Origin of the sequence: Mycobacterium sp., assembly GCF_052144515.1 — a bacterium.
Classification (GTDB): domain Bacteria; phylum Actinomycetota; class Actinomycetes; order Mycobacteriales; family Mycobacteriaceae; genus Mycobacterium.
In genome coordinates this window covers 1-15,114 of sequence record NZ_JBKQQD010000313.1, presented here as the reverse complement: position 1 = coordinate 15,114, position 15,114 = coordinate 1, and the positions used below count along the sequence as shown (strand labels likewise).

The following is a 15,114-nucleotide window of genomic DNA, read 5'->3' as shown; positions in this document are numbered from 1 at the left end:
CGGGCGCCATCAGCAGCACCTGGTCGCAGACATCGAGGTAGGTCAGCGAGTGGGTGACCACCAGCACCACGCGACCGGCATCGGCCAGCTGCCGCAGCATCGTCATGACTTGCAGGTCCAGCGCCGGGTCCAGACCCGAGGTCGGCTCATCGAGGATCAGCAGCGACGGTCCGGTGAGCAGTTCGAGTGCGACCGAGGCGCGCTTGCGCTGGCCGCCGGAGAGCTGGTCGACGCGGGTGTTGGCGTGTTGGGTCAGCCCCAGTTCGTCGAGTACCTGGGCGACGACTTGGTCTCGATCGGGTTTGCTGGTGTCGGGCGGCAGACGCAGTTCGGCGGCGTAGCCCAGCGCCTGGTTGACGGTCAGCTGGCGGTGCACGACGTCGTCCTGGGGGACCATGCCGATCCTGGTGCGCAGCGACGCGTACTGGGTGTGGATGTCGTGGCCTTCGAAGGTGACCGAACCGGAGCTCGGGGTGGCGTAGCCGGCGATCAGGCGCGACAGCGTGGTCTTGCCGGCGCCGGACCCGCCGATGATGGCGGTCACCGTGCCGGGCCTGGCGGTCATCGTGATGTTCTGCAGCAGCGCCTTACCAGGAACGCCACCGACGCTGAACCCGACGTCACGCACCTCCAGGCCGCCGGTGCGTGTCGCCGCCTCGGCGCGGCGAACCAGTTCGCCGCCGCTGAACACCAGGTCGACGTTGCCGATCGTGACCACGTCGCCCTCGGCCAGCACGGCCGATCCCACCCGGATCCCGTTGACGAACGTGCCGTTGATGCTGTTCGCGTCGCGGATCTCGCTGCCCAGCGGCCCGGAGGTGCAAGGCGCCAGATAGGCGTGGTGGCGCGAGGCCAGCACGTCGGCGATGACGATGTCGTTGTCGGTCGCCCGGCCGATCCGCGCGGCGCCTGCGGGCGTCGCGAGCCGCGCCCGGGGTCCGCCGACGTTCAGCTTCCGGGTCGGAAACGCCGACACAGAGTGGCCGATGACGGGAACGGCGGTGGTGCGCTCCACATCGGGCACGTCGTCTTGATGAAAGCCCCGACGAATGCGTGTCGTGGACTCGGCGGGTGGCGGAGTTGGCAGCGGTGGGGCGGGCTGCGGTCGTGGTGGAGCGGGCCGCGCGTTCATCGGCGCCGTCTGTGTCGGCGGCAGCTGACCGACCGTCCCGGTGTGATGTCCCACCTCGAAGGTCACCTGCGGCCCCTCGGGCTTGCCGATGTTGATGGTCTGGCCGTCGTGGATGTCGACCATCGGCATCCGCTGGCCGCCGACGAACATGCCGTTGAGCGAGTTGTTGTCGATCGCCATCCACCGGCCCTGGTCGAAGCGCAGCAGCAGGTGGGCGCGCGCGATCAGCGGGTGGGCGACGCGCAGGTCGGCGCGCACGTCGCTGCCGACGACCACGTCGCGGCCCGGGGCGAAGCTGCCTTCGGATTGGTGAGCGCGAACCGTCAGCACGGGTTGAGCGGGTCGATTCATCAGGATCAGTGCCGGCGCTTGAGGCGGATTTTCCACCACACGATCGCGCTGTAGGCCACGCACAACACCCCGAGCATCGCCATGTCGAACAGCCATGCGCTCGCCTTGTGGTCCCAATGCTGGTCTTTCGGGTCGGTCGGGCCCGGGATCAGCCGGTGGGCATCGATCGTCGACGCCGACGCCGCGAAGCCCCACCGGGCGGGCGTCGCCCACGACAACTGATCGAGGAAGATCCGGTCGGTCACCCAGATCATGCCGCCGGAAAAGACCAGCTGGGACATGATCGACACCACCAGCATCGGCATGATCTGGTCTTGGGATTGGGCCAGCGCTGACAGCGCCATGCCGAGAAGCGCCGATGCCACACAGGTCGCGGCAACGGTGACGAACAGCTCGAATCTGACGTCGCCCAGCAGCACGGCGCCCGAAAGTGGCTTGCCCCAGCCGATTACCGAGATGGTCGTCGCGATCGCCGCCTGGACGATCGCAAACACCGAGAACACCACGATCTTGGCGCCCATGTAGGCCGCCGTCGACAGGCCGACGGCCTGTTCCCGGCGGAAGATGGGACGCTCGCCGATGAGGTCGCGGATGGTCAACGCGGTACCCATGAACACGGCGCCGACGTTGAGCATGACCAGAATCTGGTCGGGCTGGGCGGGATTGTTGCCCAGCGGGTCACTCATGCCGTATCCGCTCTTGCCGCGAACGGTCAGCGTCAGCACACCGATGAGGAACGGCAACAGCGCCAAGAACACCGTGTACCCACGGTCGGAGACCACCAGCCGAATCTGGCGGCGCGCGACCGTGGAGAACTGGCGAAATACGTCGGTGTGCACCGGCTCGCCCAGATCGGCCGGCCGGGATTCGGACGGAGCGGACAGCGTGGGCTTGTTTTCGGCCAGGAAGCGGCGGTTGGCCTCGTCGGGGTCGGCCCCCACCTTCGCGAAGATGTCGGCCCAGTTGGTGGTTCCCATAGCCGCGCCGATCTGGCCGGGTGGACCCAGAAACGCCGTCTTGCCGCCGGGCGCCACCAGCAGCAGCTGATCACAGACGTCGAGATAGGACACCGAGTGCGTGACGATCAGCACCACGCGACCGGCGTCGGCGAGCTGGCGCAGCATCATCATCACCTGGCGGTCCAGCGCCGGGTCCAGGCCGGTGGTCGGCTCGTCCAGGATCAGCAGCGACGGCCCGGTGAGCAGTTCCAGGGCCACCGAGGCGCGTTTGCGCTGGCCGCCGGACAGCTTGTCGACGCGGGTGTCGGCGTGTTTGGTCAATTCGAGTTCCTCGAGGACCTGGGCGACGACCTGCTCGCGATCGGCCTTGCTGGTGTCGGGCGGCAGCCGCAGTTCGGCGGCGTACCCAAGCGCCTGGTTGACCGTCAGCTGGCGGTGCACGACGTCGTCTTGCGGGACCATCCCGATCCGGCTGCGCATGGACGCGTATTCGGTGTGGATGTTGTGGCCCTCGAATGTCACGGAGCCGGAACTGGGGCTGGTATATCCGGCGATCAGGCGGGACAGCGTGGTCTTGCCGGCGCCAGACCCGCCGATGATGGCGGTCAGCGTGCCCGGACGCGCGGTCAGCGAGATGTGGTCGAGCAGTTGCTTTCCGCGGTCGACCGTGAAGCAGACCGAGTTGACTTCCAGGCCGCCGGTGCGGGTGGCGGCTTCGGTGCGCCGGACCAGCGTGTCGTGGGTGAAGACCAGGTCGACGTTGCCGATCGTGACCACGTCGCCCTCGGTGAGTACCGCGGACCCGACCCTGACGCCGTTGACGAAGGTGCCGTTGACGCTGTGGGCGTCGCGGATCTCGGTGCCCAATGGGGTCTGGGTCAGGAACGCGTGATGGCGCGACGCCAGGACGTCCTGGATGACGATGTCGTTATCGGTGGCACGGCCGATCGTCGCCGAGCCGGCTGGCTTGTGCATCGCCCCGGAGCGGGAAGGCAGCAACGCCTGAAACATCTTGGTCGCCAGGTTCGACACCGACGTCTCGGCGTGCTTGGCGGCGCTGGGCGCCATCTGCGTCTGCGGTGCCTGATTCGGCGCGCCCACTCCCACGCCGGACATTTGCGGGTGCGGCTGGAAATTGGCCGGCGGCGGCGCGCTGGGCGGATGCGCACCGGGCCGCGGCGGGGCCCCGCCGGCGGGATAAACCGGCTGCCCGGGCGGGCCGGGATACGGTCGCGGCGGTGGTGGACCGGCCCACGTTGCGGGGCGTCCGGGCGGCCCCGACGCTGAGGCCGGGGGAGCGGCGATCGGGGGCCCCGGCTGACCGGATGCCTGAGAGCTGGGCCACGCGGTCCCGGAGGCCTGGGCGATGGGCATCGACGCGGTTTGGGGTGGGCGCCCAACCATCCCTCGGTGCCGCCCGACCTCGAACCGCAGCGCCGGCCCATCAGGATTGCCGATGTTGACGCTCTGGCCGTCCTGGATGTCGACCACCGGCACCCGCCGGCCGTTGACGAAGGTCCCGTTGAGCGAACCGTTGTCGATCGCCAGCCACCTGCCCTGATCGAACCGCAGCAGCAGGTGGGCGCGCGAAATCAGCGGGTGGGTGATGCGCATGTCGGCCCGGAGGTCGCGCCCGACCACTACGTCGTGGCCCGCCGCGAATGTCCGTTCCGACCCGTCATACCGAACTGTCAGCGCCGGTGGGGCTGGCGGAGTCATTGCACCCACTTTAACTTGGGGTGTTATCAGCCAGCTGTGTCCGGCGCGCCGGTCACCACACATCTAGTGCGGCTGTAGATGGTGGGCATGCACCGGTTGCAGTGCGTGCACGCCGAGCGCACCTGGGCGCCGTCGGCCTTGATCCGATTGATCAAGTCGGGCTCTGCCAGCAGCGCGCGGGCCATCGCGACGAACTCGAACCCCTCGGCCATGGCCAGGTCCATGGTTTCCCGGTTGGTGATGCCGCCGAGCAGGATCAGCGGCAGCTTGAGTTCGGCCCGGAACAGCTTGGCGTCACGCAACAGATACGCCTCGCGGTAGGGGTACTCGCGCAGGAACTTCTTGCCCGTCATCCGCATACCCCAGCGCAGCGGCGGCTTGAACGCGGCGGCGAATTCCTTCAGGGGTGCGTCGCCGCGGAACAGGTACATGGGGTTGACCAGCGAGCTGCCGGCGGTGAGCTCGAGCGCGTCCAGGCCACCGTCTTCCTCCAGCCATTTGGCCGTCGTCAGCGACTCTTCGGTGCTGATACCGGGGCGCACCCCGTCGGCCATGTTGAGCTTGGCGGTCACCGCGATCGGCGTTCCCTCTTTATCGACGGCGTGGCGGACGGCCATCACAATCCCGCGGGCGACCTTGGCCCGGTTCTCGAGCGATCCGCCGAAATCGTCGTTGCGGCGGTTGATCAGCGGGCTCAGGAATGCGCTCGCTAAATAGTTGTGGCCCAAATGGATTTCGACGGCGTCAAAGCCGGCTTCGATGGCCAGCCGGGCGGCGTTAGCGTGCGCGGCGATCACGTCGTCGATATCCTCGCGGGTCGCCTTCTTGGCGAACCGCATGCCAATCGGATTGAAGAACCGCACCGGTGCCAGCGCGGTGGCCTTGTTGGACTTGGCGTTGGCGACCGGGCCGGCGTGGCCGATCTGCGCGCTTACCGCCGCGCCCTCGGCGTGGATCGCGTCGGTGAGCCGGCGGAACCCGGGCACGGCCTCCGGACGCATCCAGATCCCGTTGCCTTCGGTGCGGCCGCCCTGGGAGACCGCGCAATAGGCGACGGTCGTCATGCCGACCCCGCCGGCGGCCGGCAGCCGGTGGTACTCGATCAAGTCGTCGCTCACCAGTGCGTCGGGCGTGCGCGCTTCGAACGTCGCCGATTTGATGATGCGGTTGCGCAGGGTGATCGGGCCGAGCTTGGCCGGGCTGAACACGTCGGGAGTGCTAGACATACCCGGAGCCTAACGGCGATCGCAAGCGCGGCGGAGCCGGGCGCGGCGGGTCGCCGTCGTCAGGCCTAACGGCGATCGCAAGCGCGGCGGAGCCGGGCGCGGCGGGTCGCCATCATCAGGCACCGCGGGCAGGCATGGAAGACTGTCAGCCGTGGGCGCAAACACACTGGACGGCAAGGCCACCCGTGACGAGATCTTCGTCGACCTCAAGCAACGGGTGGCCGCATTGACCGAGTCAGGCCGCACGCCCGGGCTGGGCACCATCCTGGTCGGCGACGACCCCGGCTCCCAGGCGTACGTGCGTGGCAAGCACGCCGACTGCGCGAAGGTGGGCATCACCTCGCTTCGTCGTGACCTGCCCGCCGACATCTCCTCGGCCAAGCTCAACGAGACCATCGACGAGCTCAACGCCAATCCCGAGTGCACCGGCTACATCGTGCAGCTGCCGCTGCCCAAGCATCTCGACGAGAACGCGGCGCTGGAGCGTGTCGACCCGGGCAAGGACGCCGACGGGTTGCACCCGACGAACTTGGGCCGGCTGGTGCTCAATGACCCGGCGCCGTTGCCCTGCACCCCGCGCGGCATCGTGCACCTGTTGCGGCGCTACGGCGTCGAGATCGCCGGTGCGCACGCAGTGGTCATCGGCCGCGGTGTGACGGTGGGTCGCCCGTTGGGGCTGTTGCTGACCCGGCGCTCGGAGAACGCCACGGTGACGTTGTGCCACACCGGAACTCGCGACCTGGCCGCGCTGACCAGGCAGGCGGACATCATCGTGGCCGGGGTCGGGGTGCCGCACCTGCTGACCGCCGACATGGTGCGTCCCGGCGCCGCGGTCGTCGACGTGGGTGTGAGCCGCACCGAGGACGGGCTGGTCGGCGATGTGCACCCGGACGTGTGGGATGTAGCCGGGCATGTGTCACCGAATCCCGGTGGCGTCGGACCGCTGACCCGGGCGTTCCTGCTGACCAACGTCGTCGAGCTGGCCGAGCAGCGATGAGCGGGCGGGCCGCGGTCCAGGCCCAATGGCCGATCCTGCTGGTCGGGTTGATCTTCGCGACGGCGTTGGTGCTTGTGGGCGCCAACTTCTGGCGTCGCGGTTCACTGCTGATCGGTGTCGGTGTCGGAGTGGCGGCGGTGCTGCGGTTGGTGTTGTCCGACGAGCGGGCCGGCCTTTTGGTGGTGCGCGGCCGAGGCATCGACTTCTTGACCACCGCGACGGTGGCGGCGGCGATGGTCTACATCGCCTGGACCATCGACCCGTTGGGCACGGGCTAGAACCCCGGCACCCCGGGAATCTTCGGCAGCCCGGACAAGTTTCCGCTGGCCAGGTCGCCCATCACCTGCGGGCAGTACATCTGGATCGCGATCTGGGCGAACATGCTCGCCATCCCCCCGGAAATGCCGCCGCCCTCGACCTTTGCCACCGCCGCGGCGAACGTCCCGCCCGGCTTGGCGAGCATCGGGCAGACGGACTGACCCAATGCCACGGCGTTGCCCGGGTCGCCGTAGTGCACACCGGCTTTGTTCAGTGCGGCGACGAAGTCGTCGTCGACCTGGTTCGCCTCGGCCGGCGCCGCGAACGCCGCGGCAGCCGTGAGCAGCGCCGCCGCAGCGGCCAGCAGGCGAACGGTCAGCGGTTGATGACGGAAGAGCCAGATCCATCGGTGCGTTGTTGCAAGTGCTTTCATAACAGGCTCCCCATCTGTCCCGGAGTGCACTGTCGGCACTCGGATCCCTCTAGGAACCTTGGTCTACAGCAGTCACATTTACAACACGGTGGGGTTAAGGTTTGCACACTATGCGTTTCGTGCGCGCCGGGGCGCTGGGATGTCGGTTAATAGGCGGGGTACCGCAGCGGCCGATCGCGGACGATCGACTCCACACTGTGACGTGACACGTGCGGCGACGCCGGAATTCCGGACGCGCGGTGCATGAGAATCCGGCCCATGGCCACCTTCTCGCGCCAGACGTTTCTCCGCGGTGCCGTTTCAGCGTTGGCGACATCGGGCGTGTTCGGCACCGCGCGGGCGGGGGCGGATCCGGGCGGTGGGTGGGCCACCGGCTGGGATAGCTTGGCTTCCGCGATCGGGGGCCGCGTCCTGGTGCCGTCGAGCGGGTCTTCGTTCACCATGGGCAAGCAGGTGTTCAACGCCGTCTACAGCGGCTCGACCCCGGCGGCCGTCGTCGCGGTCACCTCCCCGCAGGATGTGCAGAAGGCGGTCTCGTTCGCCGTGGCGAACAACCTCAAGATCGCCCCGCGCGGTGGCGGGCACTCCTACATCGGCGCTTCGACCGCGGCCGGCACCATGGTGCTCGACCTGCGCGGGTTACCCGGCGGGGTGAATTTCGACCAGGGAAGCGGCAACGTCACCGTGCCGGCGGCCACGGAGCTGTATGCGATCCACCAGGCGTTGGCCGGCGCCGGCCGGGCGATTCCCACCGGCAGCTGCCCGACCGTGGGCGTCGCGGGTTTGACGCTCGGCGGTGGGATGGGCGCCGATTCCCGCCACGCGGGTCTGGCCTGCGACGCGCTGCAGTCGGCCACCGTGGTGCTGCTCAGCGGTGAGGTGGTCACCGCGTCGGCCAACGACAACCCGGATCTGTTCTGGGCGCTACGCGGCGGCGGGGGCGGCAACTTCGGGGTGACGACGTCGATGACGTTCGCCACCTTTCCGACCGCCGACAGCGACGTCGTCCGGGTCAACTTCGCCCCGTCGGCGGCGGCTCACGTGCTTGCCGGCTGGCAGTCCTGGCTGAGCGCGGCCGATCGGAACACCTGGGGTTTGGTGGATCTCTCCGTCAGCGCGAACCAGGGCGATTGCCACATCCTGGCGACCTGCCCGGCGGGCTCCGGCCCGGGCGTGGCCGATGCGATCAAGTCTGCAGTTGGCTTGGCGCCCAGTGGGATTGAGAACAAGACGCTCAGCCATATGGACCTGGTGATGTATCTGGCCGGGGGCAGCTCGACGAGTTCACCCCGCGGCTTCGTGGCCGGATCCGATGTCATCGGCACGGTGAATCCGGCTGCGGCCCAAGCCATTGTCGCCGCGATCGGCAAGTGGCCGCCCGCGGCGGGACGCGCGTCGGTGATCGTCGACACGCTGGGCGGCGCCGTCGGCGATGTGGACCCGGCGGGTACAGCCTTTCCGTGGCGTAAGCAATCCGCCGTCGCGCAGTGGTACGTCGAGACATCCGGGCAGACCGCGACCGCCACTGGGTGGGTGAGCGCCACACACCAAGCCGTGCAACCGTATTCGGTCGGCGGCTACGTCAACTACCTCGAGCCCAACACTTCGGCGGCGCGGTACTTCGGCTCGAACCTGTCGCGGCTGACGTCTATCCGGCAGAAATACGACCCGAACAGAGTCATGTTCTCGGGGCTGGACTTCTGACGAAAGAACTTGCGCCGCTTATCCGCTGGCCGCGCGCATACCGAAATGGACCGTTGCGAACCCGGTGCTCAGCGACGTGTAGCGGGCATCGACGAAGCCCGCTTCCAGCATCGCCTTGCTCAGGTCGTCCCGCGACAGCCAGGTGCGGATCGAATCGGAGGTGTAATGATGGGCGTCGCGATGCCAGGCAAAGGCCCAGCCCACAGTCGGCATCACACGGAAGTAGAGAGAATTGTGAAGGGCTTTCAGCACCTTCGAGGTCGGCGTGCTGAAATCGAGCACCATCAACCGGCCGCCCGGCCGCAGGACGCGCCGGAACTCGCGCAGCGCCTGGCCGCGGTCGGCGACGTTGCGCAGCCCGAAGCCAATCGTGACTACGTCGAACGACGCATCCGGGAACCGCAGGTCCATGGCGTCGCCCTCCTGGAAGTCGACGGGCCCGCGCTGCCGCCGCCGGGCGACCTCAAGCATCGGCGCGCAGGAGTCGACGCCCACGACCTGGCCTTCCGGCCCGACCACCGCTTCCTCCTGGAACGCCAGATCACCCGTCCCGGTCGCAACGTCCAGTACTCGTTCGCCGGGCCGGAGGGCGAGACGCTCCATGGCCTGCCGCTTCCACAGGCGATGAAGCCCGAGTGTCCACACATCGGTCATCACGTTGTAGCGCTTCGCCAGGGCCGAAAACAGGTCCTTGACGTACCTGCTCTTGGCCTCGTCCGATTCGTTCCATCGCCGTGTGACCATCGTGAGCCTCCGCTCAACCACCGGGTATGACAGTCCGGGAATGTACCACGGCAATTCAGGTTGAGAGCGAGCATCGCGAACAACGCGAATCCCACGAATATGCACGACATCCGACCAGGCAAAGACGTTCGGAGACGTTTGCTCCGCGCTGAAACCGCACCAAAACGGTCGAAATGCGCTCACGCTTCACTATGACATTTGCTCATGCCATAATTTCCCAGCTCACAGCTCCATTTCTGTCGGGTAGATTAATTGCGCTTACGCAATTGCCTCAGTGCACTTCTGGGCGACTTCTGTCAATGCCCGCGGGGGATGCATTGGCGTTTGCCGTACGCGTCTCGGGAGCGCTCGTGCGAACCATTGCAGCGGCCGCGACACCCTCACTCACCCTTGTTCGGCGGTAAACCGCGAGCTTAGGTTTATGGATGGTTTCCTATCCAACAATTTGTGAGGGGGGCGCAATAAAGGCCAATCGGAGGTGGGGGCTTCGGCGGGGGATTATCCCCGTCCCAAACCACGTTGGATGCATTGCCCATCCCCATCCACACATAAAAGTACGTATGGCAAACATTCATGTCCCAATGTATTGGGTCGGTGACCCGATTACCCGTGTCCGGTAGGGGCTGCCCTGGGCACCAATGGCGGGGCGGACCCCAATCGCCGTTGTCGGTGTGGAGCGGGCCCGGATAGAGCGGAGCAGGACTGGCATGGGCCTGGGCGGTACTACCTAGGGCCAGACCTAGACCGGCTGCCGCGACGCCGCCCGAGAACACCGCCTGGGCAATGATTCGCTTCAAATTGTGAGGGGCGTTCATGGATGGTTCCCTTCGCTATCGGGCCTAGGTTAGCGGCGGCGACTTGCGGAATTCTTGCGTCCGCTTCGGGCTACCCATCCCAACAACGCCGGGATTGGGCCAAGGCGACCCCAACGTATTGGACTAGCGTATTGCCCTGGAACCGCATCGATCAAAGGAGATTTGGGATGTCGGCCAAATGGTTTGAACCCATCGTCATTCGGCGGGCCGGCGAGACCCGTAGCAGGCGCCCTATTCCGCCAGCGTCGCCCGGATGCATACGGTGACGTACGGCAGCGCCAACCCGGTTGAATTCGCCAGCGCCGGATGGGTGGCCAGTAACTCCCGCACCTGGTCGAGGGTTCTGGTGCGGACTTCGGTCGGCGAGGTGATGCAATAGGTGCGCGAAGACACCAGGTCGATCAGGGCTTGCGGGGTAAGGTAATTCGTCCACTCGACTTGATGGCGCACCACCTCGGTGAACGGTTCGGGCAGCGTCACGTTGAAGCGGCCACCGTCGCCATCGCTGCCGATGATCTCGCCCAGTTCGCGCACCCAGCCGAGCCGTTCGTCGCGGGTGTTCCACACTAGGCCCAACCGTCCGCCGGGCCGCAACACCCGGGCCACCTCGGGAACGGCGCGCTGCGGGTCGACCCAGTGCCAGGCCTGGGCGACCAGCACGGCGTCAACGCTGTTGTCCTCCAACGGAATCTCTTCCGCGGTGCCCTCCAGTGCAGGTGTCTCCGGCAGCGAGGCGCGCAGCACTTCCAGCATGTCGGGAATCGGGTCGACGGCCACCACGTCCAGGCCGCGTTCGACCAGCCTGGTTGTCAGCTTGCCGGTACCTGCGCCCAGATCCAGGACCTTGCGTGCACCGGGAGGCAGCAGCCAGTCGATCGCCTCGGGTGGATATGATGGTCGGCCCCGCTCGTAGGCAGCCGCCGCTGAGCCAAACGACAACGAGCGGTCATGCCTGGAGCGGGTCACCTTGGACACCTAAGGCACGCGCCTTCCCCATCTGCCAATTCCAGTGTCTGGCGGATCAATTCGCCGACCGCGTCGGATTCCACCAGGAAGCCGTCGTGTCCGCAGATGGAGTCGACAACCCGTAGCCCGGTGCAGCCCGGCAGCAGCTCGGCCAGCTCCTCCTGTAAGCGCAGCGGGTAGAGCCGGTCGGAGGTGATGCCGCCGACCACTACCGGCACCGGGCAGCTGCGCAGGGCCGCGGCGACCCCGCCGCGGCCACGGCCGACGTCGTGGCTGCTCAGCGTCTCGGTCAGGGCCACATAGCTGCCGGCGTCGAATCGCGTCAACAGTTTGTCGCCCTGGTGCTCCAGGTAGCTCTGCACCGCGTAGCGGCCGCCGGTCGCCGGGTCTTCGTCGCCCTGGCTGTCGTTGGCGAAGCGGGTATCGAGCTCCACCTCGCCGCGGTAGGTCAGGTGGGCGAAACGGCGAGCGATCTTGAGCCCGGCATCCGGTCTGCGGCCGGTGTCGTGATAATCGCCGCCCTGCCAGTTCGGGTCGGCCTTGATCGCCGCGATTTGGGTGGCCTGGGTGCCGATCTGGTCGGCGGTGGCGCGCGCACCGACGGCCAGCAGCAGCGCCGAGCGGACCCGGTCCGGGTAGCTGACGATCCACTCCAAAGCCCGGGCGCCGCCCATGGACCCGCCGACGACGGCCGCGACCTCGGTGATGCCCAGCGCGGCCAGCGCGGCGACGTCCGCCTCCACCTGTTCACGCACCGATATCAGCGGAAACCTTGAACCCCAAGGTTTTCCGTCACGGGCAAGCGAGCTGGGGCCGGTGGATCCGCGGCAACCGCCCAACACATTGGTGGCCACCGCGCACCAGCGGTCGGTGTCGATCGGCGCACCGGGGCCGGCCACCCCGTCCCACCAGCCGGGCGTGGGATGCCCGGGTCCGGCCGGACCGGTGATGTGCGAATCACCGGTCAGTGCGTGCAGCACCACCACCACGTTGTCCCGCGCCGGCGACAGCTTGCCCCAGCGCTGGATGGCGATGGAGACATCGTCGATCACCGCACCGTTTTCGGTGGTCAGCGAACCGATGTGGACCAAGCCGACCTCGCGCTCGGCGGGCAGCGTCTGTGTCGGCACGTCGGAGATCGTCATGTCAGAACCCCCTCAGAAAGCCGCCACGGTCTGCGACTCGCCGCTGTATTTGCGGGCCGCGGCGAAGCCGAGCTCCAGGTCGGCCAGGATGTCGTCGATGCCCTCGAGGCCGACGGCCAGCCGCACCAGCCCCGGGCTGACCCCGGTGGCCAGCTGCTCCTCGGGGCTCAGCTGAGCATGGGTGGTCGATGCCGGGTGGATCACCAGCGAGCGCACATCGCCGATGTTGGCGACGTGGCTGTGCAGCTTCAGCGCGTTGACGAACGACTTGCCTGCCTCAACGCCACCGGCCAGCTCGAACGCCAGAACGGCCCCCGTTCCCTTGGGCGCCAGCCGCTTTGCCCGCTCGTGCCATGGCGAACTGGGCAGCCCCGCGTAGTTCACGGACACCACGTCTTGGTTGTCGTCTCGGCGGCCGGCCAAAAAATCGGCAACCTGTTGCGCGTTGGACACGTGTCGCTCCACGCGCAGGCTCAGCGTCTCCAGACCTTGAGCCACCAGGAACGCGTTGAACGGCGAAGCCGCAGAACCCAAGTCGCGCAACAACTGCACGCGTGCTTTGAGTGCGAACGCCGGCGGTCCCAGTTCGGCGAACACGACGCCGTGGTAGCTGGGGTCGGGTGTGGTGAACCCGGGGAAGCGGCCCTGCGTCCAGTCGAAGGTGCCGCCGTCGACGATGACCCCGGCGATCGCCGCGCCGTGCCCGCCCAGGTATTTGGTGGCCGAGTGCACGACGATGTCGGCGCCCTGCGTGAAGGGCTGGATCAGGTACGGCGTGGCGATCGTGTTGTCGACGATCAGCGGGACACCGTTGGCGTGGGCGACCCCGGAAACCCCGGGCGTGTCCAGGATGTCTATCTGTGGGTTGGAAATGGTCTCGCCGAAGAACGCCTTCGTGTTCGGTCGCACCGCCGCCTGCCATGAATCCAGATCGTCGGGATCGTCGACGAAGCTGACCTCGATGCCGAGCTTGGGCAGCGAATAGTGGAACAGGTTGTAGGTGCCGCCGTAGAGCCTTGGGCTGGATACCACGTGATCACCCGCGCCGGCGAGGTTCAGGATGGCGAACGTTTCCGCGGCCTGCCCGGAGGACAGGAACAGCGCGGCCACGCCGCCCTCGAGCGCGGCGATGCGTTGCTCGACGACATCGGTGGTCGGGTTGCCGATCCGGGTGTAGATGTTGCCCGGAACCTCGAGCCCGAACAGCGCGGCCGCATGTGCGGTGTCGTCAAAGGTGTAGGACGTGGTCTGGTAGATCGGCAGGGCGCGGGCATGGGTGGCCGAATCGGGGCTCTGGCCGGCGTGGATCTGCTTCGTCTCAAACGACCAATGCGCGCTCGGATCGGTCTCGGTGCTGTCTGCTGTGTTGCCAGCGGTCATGAACGGCGCTTTCTGCTGGAAGTCATCGCTCGGGTGTGAAGTTGCTCACAGACCCCGGGGTGGGTGCGATGGGTGCGCATCAATTTCCCTGTCTACTCAGGGGTCCATCACGGAGGACCCGCGCTTGCCGCGTAGCCGGGGATGGCTACTCAACCGGGTCATCACCCGGGGCACCCCACCGCGGTTGGAGGGTTGCCGGCCAGCAAGCCGGGGCTTGACGCTGGCGCTCATGACCAATGCCAAATGTATCGCATGCCACGGACTCGATGTCAACAGCGGCGGTGCCGGGTCATTAGGCCTGCTAGTAGTGTGGCTCGACGAGCAACCGCTCACCCAAACGGCTGGAGGACTCGGACTCGATGTCCAATGAACCCAAGGTCAAAGTCAAAGGCCCGGTAGTCGAGCTCGACGGGGATGAGATGACCCGCGTCATCTGGAAGCTCATCAAGGAGATGCTGATCCTTCCGCATCTCGACATCCATCTGGAGTACTACGACCTGGGCATCGAGCATCGTGACCGCACCGACGACCAGGTGACCATCGATGCGGCCTATGCCATCAAGAGGCACGGCGTGGGCGTCAAGTGCGCGACAATCACGCCCGACGAGGCGCGCGTCCAGGAATTCAACCTCAAGAAGATGTGGCTGTCACCCAACGGGACTATCCGAAACATCTTGGGTGGCACGATTTTTCGCGAGCCAATCGTGATATCCAATGTCCCGCGGCTGGTTCCGGGCTGGACCAAGCCAATCGTCATCGGCCGTCACGCTTTTGGTGACCAGTACCGGGCCACGAACTTCAAGGTCGACCAACCGGGCACGGTCTCAATCACTTTCACCCCTGCCGACGGCAGCAAGCCGATCGTGCACGAGATGGTGTCCATGCCCGAGGACGGCGGCGTCGTGATGGGGATGTACAACTTCAAGGACTCCATCCGGGATTTCGCGCGCGCGTCGTTCGCCTACGGCCTCAACGCGAAGTGGCCGGTATATCTGTCGACCAAGAACACCATCCTCAAGGCCTACGACGGCATGTTCAAAGACGAGTTCCAGCGGATCTACGACGACGAATTCAAGGACAAGTTCGAAGCCGAGGGGCTGACCTACGAGCACCGGCTGATCGACGACATGGTCGCAGCCTGCCTCAAGTGGGAGGGCGGCTACGTGTGGGCCTGCAAGAACTACGACGGCGACGTCCAGTCCGACACCGTCGCGCAGGGCTACGGCTCGCTGGGGCTGATGACGTCGGTGCTGATGACGGCCGACGGCAAAACCGTCGAGGCCGA

Annotated in this window: 11 protein-coding genes, 1 pseudogene and 1 riboswitch; of the genes and pseudogenes, 4 read left to right on the top strand and 8 right to left on the bottom strand. The window is 66.9% G+C overall.

Features of this window, described 5'->3' with window-relative positions; translation table 11 throughout:
* The 3 genes from ACLP9N_RS21410 to ACLP9N_RS21400 all read right to left on the bottom strand — a co-directional run.
* Positions 1 to 1,483: ATP-binding cassette domain-containing protein (locus ACLP9N_RS21410; RefSeq protein WP_442409297.1), on the bottom strand; the 1,483-nt coding region annotated here is incomplete at its 3' end.
* Positions 1,484 to 1,488: 5 nt separating this feature from the next.
* The gene (locus ACLP9N_RS21405) at positions 1,489 to 4,161 is read right to left on the bottom strand and encodes an FHA domain-containing protein (RefSeq protein WP_442409296.1); all 2,673 of its coding nucleotides are present in this window, start codon (positions 4,159 to 4,161) and stop codon (positions 1,489 to 1,491) included.
* A 26-nt stretch (positions 4,162 to 4,187) separates the two neighbouring features.
* On the bottom strand, positions 4,188 to 5,387 hold the full coding sequence (locus ACLP9N_RS21400) for an NADH:flavin oxidoreductase (protein WP_442409295.1): 1,200 nt from the start codon (positions 5,385 to 5,387) through the stop codon (positions 4,188 to 4,190).
* Positions 5,388 to 5,538: 151 nt separating this feature from the next.
* On the opposite strand from ACLP9N_RS21400, the gene ACLP9N_RS21395 reads away from it, so the two are divergent.
* Both ACLP9N_RS21395 and ACLP9N_RS21390 read left to right on the top strand, forming a co-directional pair.
* Positions 5,539 to 6,384: a bifunctional methylenetetrahydrofolate dehydrogenase/methenyltetrahydrofolate cyclohydrolase gene (locus ACLP9N_RS21395; RefSeq protein ID WP_442409294.1), complete on the top strand. Its 846-nt coding sequence runs from the start codon at positions 5,539 to 5,541 to the stop codon at positions 6,382 to 6,384.
* The gene (locus ACLP9N_RS21390; RefSeq protein WP_442409293.1) at positions 6,381 to 6,662 is read left to right on the top strand and encodes a DUF3017 domain-containing protein; all 282 of its coding nucleotides are present in this window, start codon (positions 6,381 to 6,383) and stop codon (positions 6,660 to 6,662) included. Before ACLP9N_RS21395 ends, ACLP9N_RS21390 begins: the two co-directional genes overlap by 4 nt.
* Positions 6,663 to 6,664: 2 nt before the next feature.
* On the opposite strand, the pseudogene ACLP9N_RS21385 reads toward ACLP9N_RS21390, so the two are convergent.
* Positions 6,665 to 7,075: pseudogene (locus ACLP9N_RS21385) on the bottom strand (DUF732 domain-containing protein); the annotation flags it as partial.
* A 258-nt stretch (positions 7,076 to 7,333) separates the two neighbouring features.
* Here ACLP9N_RS21385 and ACLP9N_RS21380 point away from each other — a divergent pair.
* A complete protein-coding gene (locus ACLP9N_RS21380) occupies positions 7,334 to 8,779 on the top strand; it encodes an FAD-binding protein (protein ID WP_442409292.1) in 1,446 nt (481 codons plus the stop codon).
* An 18-nt stretch (positions 8,780 to 8,797) separates the two neighbouring features.
* Here the strand turns inward: ACLP9N_RS21380 and ACLP9N_RS21375 are convergent, their stop codons facing one another.
* The 4 genes from ACLP9N_RS21375 to ACLP9N_RS21360 form a co-directional block, all read right to left on the bottom strand.
* Positions 8,798 to 9,523, bottom strand: coding sequence for a class I SAM-dependent methyltransferase (locus ACLP9N_RS21375; protein WP_442409291.1), 726 nt, complete (start codon positions 9,521 to 9,523; stop codon positions 8,798 to 8,800).
* A gap of 1,046 nt (positions 9,524 to 10,569) precedes the next feature.
* The gene (locus ACLP9N_RS21370) at positions 10,570 to 11,304 is read right to left on the bottom strand and encodes a class I SAM-dependent methyltransferase (protein WP_442409290.1); all 735 of its coding nucleotides are present in this window, start codon (positions 11,302 to 11,304) and stop codon (positions 10,570 to 10,572) included.
* A complete protein-coding gene (gene metX / locus ACLP9N_RS21365; RefSeq protein WP_442409289.1) occupies positions 11,301 to 12,449 on the bottom strand; it encodes a homoserine O-acetyltransferase MetX in 1,149 nt (382 codons plus the stop codon). Before metX ends, ACLP9N_RS21370 begins: the two co-directional genes overlap by 4 nt.
* Before the next feature lie 12 nt (positions 12,450 to 12,461).
* Positions 12,462 to 13,829 carry a bifunctional o-acetylhomoserine/o-acetylserine sulfhydrylase gene (locus ACLP9N_RS21360; RefSeq protein WP_442409288.1) on the bottom strand — a complete coding sequence of 456 codons (1,368 nt, stop codon included), beginning with the start codon at positions 13,827 to 13,829 and terminating at the stop codon, positions 12,462 to 12,464.
* Between the two features lie 115 nt (positions 13,830 to 13,944).
* Positions 13,945 to 14,064, bottom strand: a riboswitch (SAM riboswitch).
* Positions 14,065 to 14,188: 124 nt separating this feature from the next.
* Between ACLP9N_RS21360 and ACLP9N_RS21355 the strand changes: the two genes are divergently transcribed.
* On the top strand, positions 14,189 to 15,114 hold a 926-nt coding region (locus ACLP9N_RS21355; protein WP_442409287.1), incomplete at its 3' end, for an NADP-dependent isocitrate dehydrogenase.

Bases quoted from the DNA above. Each gene is read 5' to 3' on its own strand.
- ACLP9N_RS21405 (WP_442409296.1), bottom strand. From the start codon at position 4,161: ATGACTCCGCCAGCCCCACCGGCGCTGACAGTTCGGTATGACGGGTCG.
- ACLP9N_RS21400 (WP_442409295.1), bottom strand. From the start codon at position 5,387: ATGTCTAGCACTCCCGACGTGTTCAGCCCGGCCAAGCTCGGCCCGATC.
- ACLP9N_RS21390 (WP_442409293.1), top strand. From the start codon at position 6,381: ATGAGCGGGCGGGCCGCGGTCCAGGCCCAATGGCCGATCCTGCTGGTC.
- ACLP9N_RS21380 (WP_442409292.1), top strand. From the start codon at position 7,334: ATGGCCACCTTCTCGCGCCAGACGTTTCTCCGCGGTGCCGTTTCAGCG.
- ACLP9N_RS21375 (WP_442409291.1), bottom strand. From the start codon at position 9,523: ATGGTCACACGGCGATGGAACGAATCGGACGAGGCCAAGAGCAGGTAC.
- metX (WP_442409289.1), bottom strand. From the start codon at position 12,449: ATGACGATCTCCGACGTGCCGACACAGACGCTGCCCGCCGAGCGCGAG.
- ACLP9N_RS21360 (WP_442409288.1), bottom strand. From the start codon at position 13,829: ATGACCGCTGGCAACACAGCAGACAGCACCGAGACCGATCCGAGCGCG.